This window comes from Escherichia sp. E4385, from assembly GCF_963883145.1.
Taxonomy (GTDB): Bacteria; Pseudomonadota; Gammaproteobacteria; order Enterobacterales; family Enterobacteriaceae; genus Escherichia.
Map to the genome: position 1 here is coordinate 117,928 of NZ_CAWOOJ010000013.1, position 15,218 is coordinate 133,145.

At 54.5% G+C, this 15,218-nt stretch carries 18 protein-coding genes; 16 read left to right on the forward strand and 2 right to left on the reverse strand.

Translation table 11 applies throughout. The features are described from left to right. The first annotated feature begins 114 nt into the window (after positions 1–114). On the forward strand, positions 115–1,761 hold the full coding sequence (gene mqo, locus AACS80_RS12640; protein WP_135410183.1) for a malate dehydrogenase (quinone): 1,647 nt from the start codon (positions 115–117) through the stop codon (positions 1,759–1,761). A gap of 254 nt (positions 1,762–2,015) precedes the next feature. Here mqo and eco read toward each other — a convergent pair whose 3' ends face one another. Beyond that, positions 2,016–2,504, reverse strand: a complete 489-nt coding sequence (eco, locus tag AACS80_RS12645; RefSeq protein WP_130207134.1) for a serine protease inhibitor ecotin — start codon at positions 2,502–2,504, stop codon at positions 2,016–2,018. Positions 2,505–2,636: 132 nt separating this feature from the next. Beyond that, positions 2,637–2,801: a hypothetical protein gene (locus tag AACS80_RS12650; protein ID WP_276320334.1), complete on the reverse strand. Its 165-nt coding sequence runs from the start codon at positions 2,799–2,801 to the stop codon at positions 2,637–2,639. A 108-nt stretch (positions 2,802–2,909) separates the two neighbouring features. Here AACS80_RS12650 and napF point away from each other — a divergent pair, with 108 nt between their 5' ends. From napF to ccmH, 15 genes are read left to right on the forward strand one after another with little or no spacing between them, the layout of a single operon-like run. Further along, complete coding sequence (gene napF, locus AACS80_RS12655; RefSeq protein ID WP_000686723.1) at positions 2,910–3,404, forward strand: ferredoxin-type protein NapF; 495 nt, start codon at positions 2,910–2,912, stop codon at positions 3,402–3,404. Next, complete coding sequence (gene napD / locus AACS80_RS12660) at positions 3,394–3,657, forward strand: chaperone NapD (protein ID WP_000557378.1); 264 nt, start codon at positions 3,394–3,396, stop codon at positions 3,655–3,657. The genes napF and napD overlap by 11 nt, the downstream gene beginning before the upstream one ends. After that, entirely contained in the window at positions 3,654–6,140 is a 2,487-nt protein-coding gene (napA, locus tag AACS80_RS12665) for a periplasmic nitrate reductase subunit alpha (protein WP_000778067.1), read from the forward strand. The genes napD and napA overlap by 4 nt, the downstream gene beginning before the upstream one ends. Before the next feature lie 6 nt (positions 6,141–6,146). Continuing rightward, positions 6,147–6,842: a ferredoxin-type protein NapG gene (gene napG, locus AACS80_RS12670; protein WP_130260516.1), complete on the forward strand. Its 696-nt coding sequence runs from the start codon at positions 6,147–6,149 to the stop codon at positions 6,840–6,842. Next, positions 6,829–7,692, forward strand: coding sequence for a quinol dehydrogenase ferredoxin subunit NapH (napH, locus tag AACS80_RS12675; protein WP_130260515.1), 864 nt, complete (start codon positions 6,829–6,831; stop codon positions 7,690–7,692). Before napG ends, napH begins: the two co-directional genes overlap by 14 nt. After that, the gene (gene napB, locus AACS80_RS12680; RefSeq protein ID WP_000835174.1) at positions 7,689–8,138 is read left to right on the forward strand and encodes a nitrate reductase cytochrome c-type subunit; all 450 of its coding nucleotides are present in this window, start codon (positions 7,689–7,691) and stop codon (positions 8,136–8,138) included. The genes napH and napB overlap by 4 nt, the downstream gene beginning before the upstream one ends. Before the next feature lie 9 nt (positions 8,139–8,147). Next, the gene (napC, locus tag AACS80_RS12685; RefSeq protein ID WP_130207128.1) at positions 8,148–8,750 is read left to right on the forward strand and encodes a cytochrome c-type protein NapC; all 603 of its coding nucleotides are present in this window, start codon (positions 8,148–8,150) and stop codon (positions 8,748–8,750) included. 14 nt (positions 8,751–8,764) lie between these two features. Next, the gene (gene ccmA / locus AACS80_RS12690; protein WP_214678548.1) at positions 8,765–9,388 is read left to right on the forward strand and encodes a cytochrome c biogenesis heme-transporting ATPase CcmA; all 624 of its coding nucleotides are present in this window, start codon (positions 8,765–8,767) and stop codon (positions 9,386–9,388) included. Further along, positions 9,385–10,047: a heme exporter protein CcmB gene (gene ccmB / locus AACS80_RS12695; RefSeq protein ID WP_000971724.1), complete on the forward strand. Its 663-nt coding sequence runs from the start codon at positions 9,385–9,387 to the stop codon at positions 10,045–10,047. The genes ccmA and ccmB overlap by 4 nt, the downstream gene beginning before the upstream one ends. A 41-nt stretch (positions 10,048–10,088) precedes the next feature. Then, positions 10,089–10,826, forward strand: coding sequence for a heme exporter protein CcmC (gene ccmC / locus AACS80_RS12700; RefSeq protein WP_001295447.1), 738 nt, complete (start codon positions 10,089–10,091; stop codon positions 10,824–10,826). Beyond that, positions 10,823–11,032 carry a heme exporter protein CcmD gene (gene ccmD / locus AACS80_RS12705; protein ID WP_135410182.1) on the forward strand — a complete coding sequence of 70 codons (210 nt, stop codon included), beginning with the start codon at positions 10,823–10,825 and terminating at the stop codon, positions 11,030–11,032. Before ccmC ends, ccmD begins: the two co-directional genes overlap by 4 nt. Beyond that, positions 11,029–11,508, forward strand: coding sequence for a cytochrome c maturation protein CcmE (gene ccmE, locus AACS80_RS12710; protein WP_130221898.1), 480 nt, complete (start codon positions 11,029–11,031; stop codon positions 11,506–11,508). The genes ccmD and ccmE overlap by 4 nt, the downstream gene beginning before the upstream one ends. After that, positions 11,505–13,448, forward strand: a complete 1,944-nt coding sequence (gene ccmF / locus AACS80_RS12715) for a cytochrome c-type biogenesis heme lyase CcmF (protein WP_135410181.1) — start codon at positions 11,505–11,507, stop codon at positions 13,446–13,448. The genes ccmE and ccmF overlap by 4 nt, the downstream gene beginning before the upstream one ends. Then, positions 13,445–14,002: a thiol:disulfide interchange protein DsbE gene (gene dsbE, locus AACS80_RS12720; protein ID WP_033545454.1), complete on the forward strand. Its 558-nt coding sequence runs from the start codon at positions 13,445–13,447 to the stop codon at positions 14,000–14,002. Before ccmF ends, dsbE begins: the two co-directional genes overlap by 4 nt. After that, positions 13,999–15,051, forward strand: a complete 1,053-nt coding sequence (ccmH, locus tag AACS80_RS12725; RefSeq protein ID WP_135410180.1) for a cytochrome c-type biogenesis thiol:disulfide oxidoreductase CcmH — start codon at positions 13,999–14,001, stop codon at positions 15,049–15,051. Before dsbE ends, ccmH begins: the two co-directional genes overlap by 4 nt. Positions 15,052–15,218 lie beyond the last annotated feature (167 nt).

Consider the following 15,218-nt stretch of genomic DNA (forward strand, 5'->3'; position numbering starts at 1 on the left):
TAAAATTAGAATATAATTTATAAACATTATTTAAATGTTGTTACTTAAGTGTTACCGTTGATGCCGCGCAAATCTCACCTGCAATAAAGCGACTAAAAGTAAGGCATTAACAAGATGAAAAAAGTGACTGCCATGCTCTTCTCGATGGCCGTGGGGCTTAATGCCGTTTCGATGGCGGCAAAAGCGAAAGCGTCCGAGGAGCAGGAAACTGATGTACTGTTGATTGGCGGCGGCATTATGAGCGCCACGTTGGGGACCTATTTACGCGAGCTGGAGCCTGAATGGTCGATGACCATGGTGGAGCGCCTGGACGGTGTTGCGCAGGAGAGTTCGAACGGCTGGAACAACGCCGGAACCGGGCATTCTGCACTGATGGAACTGAACTACACTCCGCAAAACGCCGATGGCAGCATCAGTATCGAAAAAGCAGTCGCCATTAACGAAGCATTTCAGATTTCCCGCCAGTTCTGGGCGCACCAGGTCGAGCGCGGCGTGCTGCGTACTCCGCGTTCATTTATCAATACCGTTCCGCACATGAGCTTTGTCTGGGGCGAAGATAACGTCAACTTCCTGCGCGCCCGTTACGCGGCCTTGCAACAAAGTTCGTTGTTCCGCGGTATGCGTTACTCCGAAGATCACGCGCAAATCAAAGAGTGGGCGCCACTCGTGATGGAAGGACGCGATCCGCAGCAGAAAGTGGCTGCGACACGTACAGAAATCGGCACCGATGTGAACTATGGTGAAATCACTCGCCAGTTAATTGCTTCCTTGCAGAAAAAATCTAACTTCTCGCTGCAACTCAGTAGCGAAGTCCGCGGCCTCAAACGTAATGACGACAACACCTGGACCGTCACCATTGCCGATCTGAAAAATGGCACAGTACAGAACATTCGCGCGAAATTTGTCTTTATCGGTGCGGGCGGTGCGGCGCTGAAGCTTTTGCAAGAATCCGGTATCCCGGAAGCGAAAGAGTACGCTGGTTTCCCGGTGGGCGGTCAGTTCCTCGTCTCGGAAAACCCTGACGTGGTTAATCACCATCTGGCGAAGGTTTACGGTAAAGCATCTGTCGGTACGCCGCCGATGTCGGTTCCGCATATTGATACCCGTGTTCTGGACGGTAAACGCGTAGTGCTGTTTGGACCATTTGCCACCTTCTCAACCAAATTCCTCAAAAACGGTTCGTTGTGGGATCTGATGAGTTCCACCACCACCTCTAATGTGATGCCGATGATGCACGTCGGGCTGGATAATTTCGATCTGGTGAAATACCTGATTAGTCAGGTGATGTTGAGTGAAGAGGATCGTTTTGAAGCGCTGAAAGAGTACTATCCACAGGCGAAAAAAGAGGACTGGCGTTTGTGGCAAGCGGGGCAGCGCGTACAGATTATCAAGCGTGATGCCGACAAAGGCGGCGTACTGCGTCTGGGAACAGAAGTGGTCAGTGACCAGCAAGGAACCATTGCTGCGCTGCTGGGGGCATCGCCGGGGGCGTCAACCGCCGCACCGATTATGTTGAATCTGCTGGAAAAAGTGTTTGGTGATCGTGTTTCCAGCCCGCAATGGCAGGCCACGCTGAAAGCGATCGTTCCGTCTTATGGACGTAAGCTGAATGGTGATGTGGCAGCAACGGAACGTGAGTTGCAGTACACCAGCGAAGTGCTGGGGCTGAAATACGACAAGCCGCAGGCGGCAGACAGTACGCCGAAACCGCAGTTGAAACCGCAACCCGTTCAAAAAGAAGTCGCGGATATTGCGTTGTAATGATGTGCCACATTCGGCATGGTATGCCGGATGTGGCGTATGCTGATAAGACGCGCCAGCGTCGCATCAGGCAACCGGCTCGGACGTTGGATGTCGGATGCGGCGTAACCGCCTTATCCGACTTGGCGGTTGCAGCACTTAACCGCGGCGTAGGCCTGATAAGACGCGCCAGCGTCGCATCAGGCAACCGGCTCGGGCGTTGCATGTCGGTGCGGTGTAACCGCCTTATCCGACCGACGGGCGTTACGCTGTGTTTAGCGAACTACCGCGTTGTCAATCTTCTCTTCCGCCTTCCAGATGCGGTACTTCACATCCACATTGTCTGGCGTATACACCACGATCGGCAGCTTGCTGTTGTAACGCAGCATTCCGGTATCGCCCAGATACGCGGTGACAAATTTCTTCTCTTTCTTGCCATCCGGGCAGGCCATCATCGTAGAAACCGGGGAGCTAACTTTATCAAAGACATAATAATCATAGCCCCAGCCTTCCAGCGTTTTGCTTTCCAGTTTCCCGCCGAGACGATGCAGATTGCAGTCAACTTCCAGCGTCTGACCGATTAACAGTTCTACTTTCAGGGTAGATTCATCTTCTTGCGGGGTTAACTGAATCACCTGACGCTTCATCCCTTTTTCAGCTTGCGGATAAGGGGCGATTTTTTCCAGTGGCTGAACGCTTTCTGCCGCCCAGGCTGAAGTTGTGGCGAAAGCGGCAAACAATACTGCAGGTAGAATGGTCTTCATTTTTGCTTTCCTTCTTCATTTATAGGTTTTCACCGATGATGTCGCTGAAGGTTAACATATTCATCAGATTTATTAATTTGCTTTATGAATAATGCATAGAATATTCAGACAACTTTACCTTCTCTTTTGGAGTTATATGCTGATGGATAGCGAAGCCTGGAAGAATATCTTTGGTGAATTTATCGCTATGTAAAATTGTTTATAACCGATTGAAATGTGAATAAAAGCCCATTTTTGCCAGCCTTCCCGCCACTCTTTTGATCCTGCTACAGGTTTTACCCCGATCGGGGTATGCATCTTTGACACATCCTTTAATATCTTAGCGCCTATAAAAATGGCTTATTAATTACGCGGTTTCTTTGGTCGCTCTCAATTTTCAGAGCACGTTAATGATGGAAGGTCAATGTGAAGATTGATGCATCCCGTCGGGGCATACTCACTGGTCGCTGGCGCAAAGCCAGTAACGGTATCCGTCCGCCCTGGTCCGGTGATGAATCTCATTTTCTGACCCATTGCACCCGCTGCGATGCCTGTATTAATGCTTGTGAAAACAACATTCTGCAACGCGGCGCGGGTGGCTATCCGAGCGTTAATTTCAAAAATAACGAGTGCAGCTTCTGTTATGCCTGCGCGCAGGCTTGCCCCGAATCGCTATTTTCTCCGCGCCACACCAGGGCCTGGGATTTGCAGTTCACCATTGGGGACGCGTGCCTGGCGTATCAGTCAGTTGAATGTCGCCGCTGTCAGGATAGCTGTGAGCCAATGGCAATTATCTTTCGTCCGACGCTCTCCGGGATCTACCAGCCGCAACTTAATAGCCAACTTTGCAACGGATGTGGAGCATGTGCAGCCAGTTGTCCGGTATCAGCCATAACTGCGGAGTATCTCCATGCACACTAACTGGCAAGTTTGCAGCCTGGTCGTGCAGGCCAAAAGCGAACGAATTTCAGACATCAGCACCCAACTGAACGCCTTTCCCGGCTGTGAAGTTGCTGTCAGCGACGCGCCGAGCGGTCAGTTGATTGTGGTGGTGGAAGCAGAAGACAGCGAAACGCTGATCCAAACCATTGAGTCAGTACGCAACGTAGAGGGCGTGCTGGCGGTGTCGCTGGTTTATCACCAGCAGGAAGAGCAAGGTGAGGAAACACCATGAAACTCAGTCGTCGTAGCTTTATGAAAGCTAACGCCGTTGCGGCCGCTGCGGCGGCTGCCGGTCTCAGCGTGCCGGGCGTTGCCCGCGCCGTTGTTGGTCAGCAGGAAGCCATCAAATGGGATAAAGCGCCGTGCCGTTTCTGCGGTACTGGTTGCGGCGTTCTGGTCGGAACGCAGCAGGGGCGTGTGGTGGCCTGTCAGGGCGACCCGGACGCACCGGTTAACCGTGGCCTGAACTGCATTAAGGGCTATTTCCTGCCCAAAATCATGTACGGTAAAGACCGTTTGACGCAGCCGCTTCTGCGTATGAAAAACGGTAAATATGACAAAGAAGGCGAATTTACCCCAATCACCTGGGATCAGGCCTTCGATGTGATGGAAGAGAAATTCAAAACCGCCCTGAAAGAAAAAGGGCCGGAATCGATCGGTATGTTCGGTTCTGGTCAGTGGACTATCTGGGAAGGTTATGCTGCGTCCAAGCTGTTTAAAGCGGGCTTCCGCTCGAACAACATCGACCCGAACGCACGTCACTGTATGGCGTCGGCGGTGGTTGGCTTTATGCGTACCTTTGGTATGGATGAGCCGATGGGCTGCTATGACGACATCGAGCAGGCTGACGCGTTTGTGCTGTGGGGCGCAAACATGGCGGAGATGCACCCGATTCTCTGGTCGCGCATCACTAACCGTCGTCTCTCTAACCAGAACGTCACCGTGGCGGTGCTTTCTACCTACCAGCATCGTAGCTTCGAGCTGGCGGATAACGGCATCATCTTTACGCCGCAATCTGACTTGGTGATCCTGAACTACATCGCCAACTATATCATTCAAAACAATGCGATAAATCAGGACTTCTTCAGCAAACACGTTAACCTGCGCAAAGGGGCGACGGACATCGGCTACGGTTTACGTCCGACCCATCCGCTGGAAAAAGCAGCGAAGAATCCGGGCTCTGACGCCTCCGAACCGATGAGCTTTGAAGATTACAAAGCCTTCGTTGCCGAGTATACGCTGGAAAAAACCGCCGAAATGACTGGCGTACCAAAAGATCAGCTGGAACAGCTGGCGCAGCTGTATGCCGATCCGAACAAGAAAGTCATCTCCTACTGGACGATGGGCTTCAACCAGCATACCCGCGGTGTGTGGGCCAACAACCTGGTCTACAACCTGCACCTGCTGACCGGCAAAATTTCCCAGCCGGGTTGCGGTCCGTTCTCCCTGACCGGGCAGCCTTCCGCGTGTGGTACTGCGCGTGAAGTGGGCACCTTTGCTCACCGTCTGCCTGCGGACATGGTGGTGACTAACGAGAAACACCGTGATATCTGCGAGAAGAAGTGGAATATCCCGAGCGGCACCATTCCGGCGAAAATCGGTCTGCACGCGGTGGCACAAGACCGTGCGCTGAAAGACGGCAAGCTGAATGTTTACTGGACCATGTGTACCAACAACATGCAGGCCGGGCCGAATATTAATGAGGAGCGTATGCCGGGCTGGCGCGATCCGCGCAACTTTATCATCGTCTCCGATCCGTATCCGACAGTCAGTGCGCTGGCAGCGGACTTGATCCTGCCGACAGCAATGTGGGTAGAGAAAGAGGGGGCTTACGGTAACGCCGAACGCCGTACTCAATTCTGGCGTCAGCAGGTACAGGCGCCAGGCGAAGCGAAATCGGATCTCTGGCAGTTAGTTCAGTTCTCCCGCCGCTTCAAAACTGAAGAAGTATGGCCGGAAGAGCTGCTGGCGAAGAAACCGGAACTGCGTGGCAAAACGCTGTACGAAGTTCTGTATGCCACCCCAGAAGTGAGCAAATTCCCGGTATCCGAACTGGCGGAAGATCAGCTGAACGATGAATCCCGCGAGCTGGGTTTCTATCTGCAAAAAGGGCTGTTCGAAGAGTACGCATGGTTTGGTCGCGGTCACGGTCACGATCTGGCACCGTTCGATGACTACCACAAAGCGCGCGGTCTGCGCTGGCCGGTAGTGAACGGTAAAGAAACGCAGTGGCGTTACAGCGAAGGTAACGACCCGTACGTGAAAGCGGGCGAAGGCTATAAGTTCTACGGTAAACCGGATGGCAAAGCGGTGATCTTCGCGCTGCCGTTCGAACCGGCGGCGGAAGCACCGGATGAAGAGTACGACCTGTGGCTCTCTACCGGACGCGTTCTGGAGCACTGGCATACCGGCAGTATGACTCGCCGTGTACCGGAACTGCACCGTGCCTTCCCGGAAGCGGTCCTGTTTATTCACCCGCTGGATGCGAAAGCGCGCGATCTGCGTCGTGGCGACAAAGTGAAAGTGGTTTCTCGCCGTGGCGAAGTGATCTCGATTGTCGAAACGCGCGGTCGTAACCGTCCGCCGCAGGGCCTGGTGTACATGCCGTTCTTCGACGCCGCACAGCTGGTTAACAAACTGACGCTGGACGCGACCGATCCGCTCTCGAAAGAGACGGACTTCAAGAAGTGCGCGGTCAAACTGGAGAAGGTGTAAGCCATTATGTCCCGGTCAGCGAAACCTCAAAATGGTCGCCGCCGCTTTCTGCGCGATGTTGTTCGCACAGCAGGCGGGCTGGCAGCCGTGGGTGTGGCGCTGGGGTTACAACAGCAAACCGCACGCGCATCTGGCGTGCGGTTGCGCCCGCCCGGAGCCATAAACGAGAACGCCTTTGCCAGTGCCTGTGTGCGTTGCGGTCAGTGTGTTCAGGCTTGCCCTTACGACACCTTAAAACTGGCGACGTTGGCCTCTGGTCTGTCGGCAGGTACGCCGTATTTTGTCGCGCGGGATATTCCTTGCGAAATGTGTGAGGACATTCCGTGCGCCAAAGTGTGCCCAAGCGGTGCGCTGGATCGTGAGATCGAATCGATCGACGACGCGCGGATGGGACTGGCGGTGCTGGTGGACCAGGAAAATTGTCTCAACTTTCAGGGGCTGCGCTGTGATGTTTGTTATCGCGAATGCCCGAAAATTGATGAGGCAATCACCCTGGAGCTGGAGCGCAACACGCGTACCGGTAAGCACGCCCGTTTTCTGCCGACGGTTCACAGCGACGCCTGTACCGGCTGCGGTAAGTGCGAAAAGGTGTGTGTGCTGGAACAACCGGCAATCAAGGTGTTACCGCTGTCACTGGCGAAAGGGGAGTTAGGTCACCATTACCGCTTCGGCTGGCTGGAGGGGAAAAATGGCAAATCGTAAACGTGACGCCGGGCGCGAAGCGCTGGAGAAAAAAGGCTGGTGGCGCAGTCACCGTTGGCTGGTGTTGCGTCGCCTTTGTCAGTTCTTCGTGCTGGGGATGTTTTTGAGCGGCCCGTGGTTTGGTGTGTGGATCTTGCATGGCAACTACAGCAGTAGCCTGTTATTCGACACCGTTCCGCTGACCGATCCGCTGATGACGCTGCAAAGCCTTGCCAGCGGCCATCTGCCTGCCACGGTGGCGCTGATCGGTGCGGTGATTATCACCGTGCTCTACGCCCTGGCAGGAAAGCGATTATTTTGCAGCTGGGTCTGCCCGCTGAACCCGATTACCGATTTAGCGAACTGGTTGCGCAGGCGCTTTGACCTCAATCAGTCTGCGACGATCCCTCGCCACATTCGCTACGTGCTGTTGGTGGTCATTCTGGTGGGCTCAGCCTTAACTGGCACGCTCATCTGGGAATGGATCAACCCCGTTTCTCTGATGGGGCGTAGCCTGGTAATGGGATTCGGCAGCGGCGCGCTGCTTATTCTCGCGCTGTTTTTATTTGATCTACTGGTCGTTGAACACGGCTGGTGCGGCCATATTTGTCCGGTCGGCGCGCTGTATGGCGTGTTGGGTAGCAAAGGTGTTGTCACCGTTGCGGCCACCGATCGACAGAAATGTAACCGCTGTATGGATTGTTTTCATGTTTGCCCGGAACCGCATGTGCTACGTGCCCCGGTGCTGGATGAACAAAGCCCGGTGCAGGTCACCAGCCGCGATTGCATGACATGCGGTCGCTGCGTGGATGTCTGTTCTGAGGATGTATTTACAATAACTACACGATGGAGTTCGGGAGCGAAATCATGAAAAGCCATGACCTGAAGAAAGCGCTGTGTCAATGGACGGCGATGCTGGCCCTGGTGGTGAGCGGCGCGGTTTGGGCGGCAAATGGCGTCGATTTTAGCCAGTCGCCGGAAGTATCCGGGACGCAGGAAGGGGCCATTCGGATGCCAAAAGAGCAGGATCGGATGCCGCTGAACTATGTGAATCAGCCGCCAATGATCCCGCATAGCGTTGAAGGTTATCAGGTAACGACCAATACCAACCGCTGCTTGCAGTGCCACGGTGTCGAAAGCTATCGCACCACTGGCGCACCGCGCATCAGTCCTACTCACTTTATGGACAGCGACGGCAAAGTGGGCGCGGAAGTGGCTCCACGTCGTTACTTCTGTCTGCAGTGTCACGTACCGCAGGCCGATACCGCGCCAATCGTGGGGAATACCTTTACCCCATCAAAAGGTTACGGGAAATAAGAGGTTATTATGGGAAATTCTGACCGTAAGCCTGGTTTGATTAAGCGCCTGTGGAAATGGTGGCGTACCCCCAGCCGTCTGGCGCTGGGGACGCTGCTGTTGATCGGCTTTGTTGGCGGCATCGTCTTCTGGGGCGGCTTTAACACGGGTATGGAAAAAGCTAACACTGAAGAGTTTTGCATTAGCTGCCACGAAATGCGCAACACGGTGTATCAGGAATACATGGATTCCGTGCATTACAACAACCGTAGCGGCGTACGTGCGACCTGTCCGGATTGTCACGTTCCGCACGAGTTTGTGCCGAAAATGATACGCAAGCTCAAAGCAAGTAAAGAGCTGTATGGTAAAATTCTGGGCGTTATTGACACGCCGCAGAAATTCGAAGCTCATCGCCTGACGATGGCACAGAATGAGTGGCGGCGAATGAAGGACAACAACTCGCAGGAGTGCCGTAACTGTCACAACTTCGAGTTTATGGATTTAACCGCCCAGAAAGGTGTTGCCGCGAAGATGCACGATCAAGCGGTGAAAGATGGGCAAACCTGTATTGACTGCCATAAAGGGATCGCGCACAAGCTACCCGATATGCGCGAAGTTGAACCAGGTTTTTAACAGGATGTCATTGCGTGGGGATGCTTGAAGCCAGAGAATTGCTCTGCGAGCGGGATGAACGAACCTTGTTTAGTGGTTTGTCATTTACGCTGAACGCAGGAGAGTGGGTACAAATCACCGGCAGCAACGGCGCGGGGAAGACAACGCTTCTTCGTCTGCTGACCGGGTTGTCTCGCCCTGACGCCGGTGAGGTTCTCTGGCAAGGGCAGCCCTTGCATCAGGTACGCGATAGCTACCATCAAAACCTGTTATGGATAGGCCATCAGCCGGGGATCAAAACCCGGCTGACGGCGTTAGAAAATCTGCATTTCTATCACCGTGACGGTGATACCGCACAATGTCTGGACGCCCTGGCGCAGGCCGGGCTTGCCGGATTCGAAGATATTCCCGTAAACCAGCTCTCTGCCGGGCAACAACGCCGCGTCGCGCTGGCGCGATTATGGCTGACCCGCGCTACGTTGTGGATCCTCGACGAACCTTTTACCGCGATTGACGTCAACGGCGTCGATCGTCTGACCCAGCGCATGGCGCAGCATACGGAGCAGGGGGGAATTGTGATTCTGACCACCCACCAGCCGCTCAACGTTGCTGAAAGTAAAATCCGCCGCATTTCTCTGACGCATACAAGGGGCGCATGATGTTCTGGCGCATTTTCCGTCTTGAGCTGCGCGTGGCGTTTCGTCATAGCGCCGAAATCGCTAACCCGCTGTGGTTCTTCCTGATTGTTATTACCCTTTTTCCACTTAGTATCGGTCCGGAGCCGCAATTGCTGGCGAGGATTGCACCGGGCATTATCTGGGTGGCGGCGCTGCTTTCCTCTTTGCTGGCGCTGGAGCGACTGTTTCGTGACGATTTGCAGGACGGCAGTCTTGAACAACTGATGTTGTTGCCATTACCCTTGCCCGCCGTTGTGCTGGCGAAGGTGATGGCGCACTGGATGGTGACAGGTTTGCCCCTGCTCATTCTCTCACCACTGGTGGCATTGCTACTGGGAATGGACGTGTACGGTTGGCAAGTGATGGCGCTTACGCTGTTGTTGGGAACCCCCACGCTTGGCTTTCTTGGTGCGCCAGGCGTGGCGCTGACGGTCGGACTTAAGCGCGGTGGAGTGCTACTCAGCATTCTCGTGTTACCACTCACCATCCCCTTACTCATCTTTGCCACCGCTGCGATGGACGCGGCTTCGATGCATTTGCCCGTGGACGGGTATCTGGCAATTTTAGGCGCGTTGCTGGCTGGCACCGCGACATTAAGTCCTTTTGCGACGGCGGCAGCGTTACGAATCAGCATTCAATAACGCTGGATTACTGATTTTTGTTCGAGTCTGGTATCGAAACTATGTGGAAAACACTACATCAACTGGCGATCCCTCCACGGTTATATCAAATCTGTGGCTGGTTTATACCGTGGCTGGCAATCGCCAGTGTGGTCGTGCTCACCGTCGGCTGGATCTGGGGATTCGGCTTTGCTCCGGCTGATTATCAGCAAGGAAATAGCTATCGCATTATTTATCTACATGTGCCAGCGGCAATCTGGTCGATGGGTATTTATGCCTCGATGGCGGTAGCGGCGTTCATCGGTCTTGTCTGGCAGATGAAAATGGCTAACCTGGCGGTCGCGGCGATGGCGCCTATTGGCGCGGTATTTACTTTTATTGCCCTGGTTACTGGCTCCGCATGGGGAAAACCGATGTGGGGTACCTGGTGGGTATGGGACGCGCGTCTGACTTCTGAACTGGTGCTGCTGTTTTTGTATGTGGGTGTGATTGCCCTGTGGCACGCCTTCGACGACCGCCGTCTGGCGGGCCGTGCGGCAGGTATTCTGGTGCTAATTGGCGTGGTGAACCTGCCGATTATTCATTATTCCGTGGAGTGGTGGAACACCCTGCATCAGGGATCAACGCGGATGCAGCAAAGTATCGATCCGGCGATGCGTTCGCCGCTGCGCTGGTCGATTTTTGGCTTCCTGCTGCTGTCTGCCACGCTGACGCTAATGCGGATGCGCAATTTGATTTTGCTGATGGAAAAACGCCGTCCGTGGGTGAGTGAACTGATACTGAAAAGAGGCCGTAAATGACCCCTGCATTTGCTTCCTGGAATGAATTTTTCGCAATGGGCGGTTACGCCTTTTTTGTCTGGCTGGCGGTAGTGATGACCGTTATTCCGCTGGTGGCTTTGGTCGTGCACTCGGTGATGCAGCATCGCGCAATTTTGCGTGGTGTGGCGCAACAGCGGGCGCGTGAGGCGCGGTTACGTGCCATGCAACAGCAGGAGGCTGCATGAATATTCGCCGTAAAAATCGTTTGTGGATTGCCTGCGCCGTGTTGGCAGGTTTGGCGCTGACCATCGGTCTGGTGCTGTATGCGCTGCGCTCTAATATCGATCTTTTCTATACACCGGGAGAAATTCTCTACGGTAAGCGTGAAACGCAGCAGATGCCGGAAGTCGGTCAGCGTCTGCGCGTTGGCGGGATGGTGATGCCGGGTAGCGTGCAGCGCGATCCTGACTCACTGAAAGTAACGTTTACCATTTACGATGCTGAAGGTTCAGTAGATGTCTCTTACGAAGGCATTTTGCCGGACCTGTTCCGTGAAGGGCAGGGCGTTGTGGTTCAGGGCGAACTGGAAAAAGGCAATCATATCCTCGCTAAAGAAGTACTGGCGAAACACGACGAAAACTACACGCCGCCAGAAGTTGAAAAGGCGATGGATGCTAACCATCGTCGCCCGGCAAGTGCTTATAAGGATCCCGCATCATGATGCCAGAAATTGGTAACGGACTGCTGTGCCTGGCGTTAGGGATTGCACTTTTGCTGTCTGTTTATCCGCTATGGGGTGTGGCGCGTGGTGATGCGCGGATGATGGCCTCCTCCCGGCTGTTTGCCTGGCTGCTGTTTATGTGCGTGGCTGGCGCGTTTCTGGTGCTGGTTAACGCCTTCGTGGTAAACGACTTCACCGTCACCTATGTCGCCAGTAACTCCAATACCCAGCTTCCGGTGTGGTATCGCGTGGCGGCTACCTGGGGCGCGCATGAAGGTTCGCTGCTGCTATGGGTGCTGCTAATGAGCGGCTGGACGTTTGCGGTGGCGATTTTTAGCCAGCGTATTCCGCTGGATATTGTGGCGCGCGTACTGGCGGTAATGGGCATGGTCAGCGTCGGCTTTTTGCTGTTCATTCTCTTTACCTCTAACCCGTTCTCTCGCACATTGCCGAACTTCCCGATTGAAGGGCGCGATCTTAACCCGTTGTTGCAGGATCCGGGGCTGATCTTCCATCCGCCTCTGCTCTACATGGGGTACGTGGGTTTCTCGGTGGCGTTTGCTTTTGCCATTGCTTCTTTGCTGAGTGGGCGTCTGGACAGCACTTATGCACGTTTTACTCGTCCGTGGACGCTGGCAGCGTGGATCTTCCTGACGCTCGGCATCGTACTCGGTTCCGCGTGGGCCTATTACGAACTCGGCTGGGGCGGCTGGTGGTTCTGGGATCCGGTAGAAAATGCCTCGTTTATGCCATGGCTGGTGGGTACTGCGCTGATGCACTCGCTGGCGGTCACTGAACAACGCGCCAGTTTCAAAGCGTGGACATTACTGCTGGCAATCAGTGCTTTCTCGCTGTGTCTGCTGGGGACTTTCCTGGTGCGCTCCGGCGTGCTGGTATCGGTACACGCGTTTGCCTCGGATCCGGCGCGCGGCATGTTCATTCTCGCCTTTATGGTACTGGTGATTGGCGGCTCGCTGCTGCTGTTTGCTGCCCGTGGACACAAAGTCCGTTCACGGGTGAACAATGCGCTGTGGTCGCGGGAATCTCTGCTGTTAGCGAACAACGTTTTGCTGGTCGCCGCGATGCTGGTGGTGCTTCTTGGGACGTTGTTACCACTGGTACATAAACAACTGGGATTAGGCAGTATTTCTATTGGCGAACCGTTCTTCAACAGCATGTTTACCTGGCTGATGGTGCCATTTGCACTGGTGCTGGGTATTGGTCCTCTGGTGCGCTGGGGACGCGATCGCCCACGTAAAATCCGCAATTTATTGATTATCGCCTTCATCTCTACGCTGGTGCTGTCTCTGCTGTTGCCGTGGCTGTTTGAAAGCAAAGTTGTGGCGATGACGGTGCTCGGCCTGGCAATGGCCTGCTGGATTGCCGTGCTGGCAATAGCGGAAGCTGCGCTGCGTATTTCACGCGGCACGAAAACTACCTTCAGTTATTGGGGCATGGTGGCGGCTCACCTGGGGCTGGCGGTAACAATTGTTGGTATTGCCTTCAGCCAGAACTACAGCGTTGAGCGTGATGTGCGCATGAAGCCCGGCGATAGCGTCGATATTCATGAATATCGCTTCACTTTCCGTGATGTCAAAGAGGTGACTGGCCCGAACTGGCGCGGCGGTGTGGCGACTATCGGCGTAACGCGAGATGGCAAGCCGGAAACGGTGCTGTATGCGGAAAAACGTTATTACAACACTGCCGGGTCGATGATGACCGAAGCGGCGATTGACGGCGGCATCACTCGTGATCTGTACGCCGCGCTCGGTGAAGAGCTGGAAAACGGCGCGTGGGCTGTGCGTCTTTACTACAAACCGTTTGTTCGCTGGATTTGGGCGGGCGGGCTGATGATGGCGTTGGGCGGGCTGCTGTGCCTGTTTGATCCTCGCTATCGTAAGCGCGTAAGTCCGCAAAAAACTGCGCCGGAGGCTGTATGAAGCGCAAAGTATTGTTACTTCCTTTGATTATCTTCCTGGCGATTGCCGCGGCGCTGCTGTGGCAGCTGGCGCGTAATGCCGAAGGGGATGATCCGACCAATCTGGAATCGGCGCTGATTGGCAAGCCTGTGCCGAAATTTCGCCTCGAATCACTGGACAATCCGGGGCAGTTTTATCAGGCAGATGTGCTGACTCAGGGCAAACCGGTGCTGCTTAATGTCTGGGCGACCTGGTGTCCGACCTGCCGTGCGGAACATCAATATCTGAATCAGCTTTCTGCGCAGGGTATCCGCGTGGTCGGCATGAACTATAAAGACGATCGCCAGAAAGCGATTAGCTGGCTGAAAGAGCTGGGCAATCCTTACGCGCTAAGCCTGTTTGATGGCGACGGCATGTTAGGGCTGGATCTCGGTGTCTATGGCGCGCCAGAAACGTTCCTTATTGACGGCAACGGCATCATTCGCTATCGCCATGCGGGCGATCTCAATCCTCGCGTCTGGGAAGAAGAGATCAAGCCGCTGTGGGAGAAATACAGTAAGGAGGCCGCACAATGAGGTTTTTATTGGGTGTGCTGATGCTGATGATCTCCGGCTCTGCGCTGGCAACCATTGACGTGTTGCAGTTTAAGGATGAAGCACAGGAACAACAGTTCCGTCAGCTCACTGAAGAACTGCGCTGCCCGAAATGCCAGAACAACAGCATTGCCGATTCTAACTCGATGATTGCCACCGACCTGCGCCAGAAAGTGTACGAACTGATGCAGGAAGGTAAAAGCAAGCAGGAGATTGTCGATTATATGGTGGCGCGTTACGGCAACTTCGTTACTTACGATCCGCCGTTAACGCCGCTGACCGTGCTGCTGTGGGTGCTGCCAGTGGTGGCTATTGGTATCGGCGGTTGGGTTATTTATGCCCGCTCGCGGCGGCGTGTACGGCTGGCGGTGGAGGAGTTTCCTGAACAAAGCGTGCCGGAAGGTAAGCGCGCCGGATTTGCTGTTTACCTGCCGGGTATTGTGGTGGCATTGATTGTGGCAGGTGTCGGCTACTACCAGACTGGCAATTATCAGCAGGTAAAAATCTGGCAGCAGGCCACTGCGCAGGCTCCGGCATTGCTGGACAGGGCGCTGGATCCTAAAGCCGATCCGCTCAATGAAGAAGAGATGTCGCGCCTTGCACTTGGAATGCGTACTCAACTGCAAAAAAATCCGGGAGATATAGAAGGCTGGATTATGTTGGGCCGCGTTGGGATGGCGCTGGGTAACGCCAGTATCGCGACCGATGCATACGCTACTGCGTATCGCCTCGATCCGAAAAACAGCGATGCCGCACTGGGTTACGCGGAAGCGTTGACACGTTCATCTGATCCCAACGACAACCGCCTCGGCGGCGAACTGCTACGCCAGTTGGTGAGAACGGACCACAGCAATATTCGTGTGTTAAGTATGTATGCGTTTAATGCCTATGAGCAGCAGCGATTTGGCGAAGCCGTTGCCGCGTGGGAGATGATGTTAAAAATGCTGCCTGCTAACGATACACGCCGTGCGGTTATTGAACGCAGTATCGCGCAGGCGATGCAGCATTTATCACCACACGAAAGTAAATAAGAAGAAGCCCGATGGTGATGCCATCGGGGCCAGACTGATGACAAAGTGCGCTTTGTTTATTCCGGATGCGGGGTAAACGCCTTGTCCAGTCTACAAAATCGTGCGAATTCAATACATTGCTCGATCCGTGTAGGCCTGATAAGCGTAGCGCATCAGGCAGTGTTGCG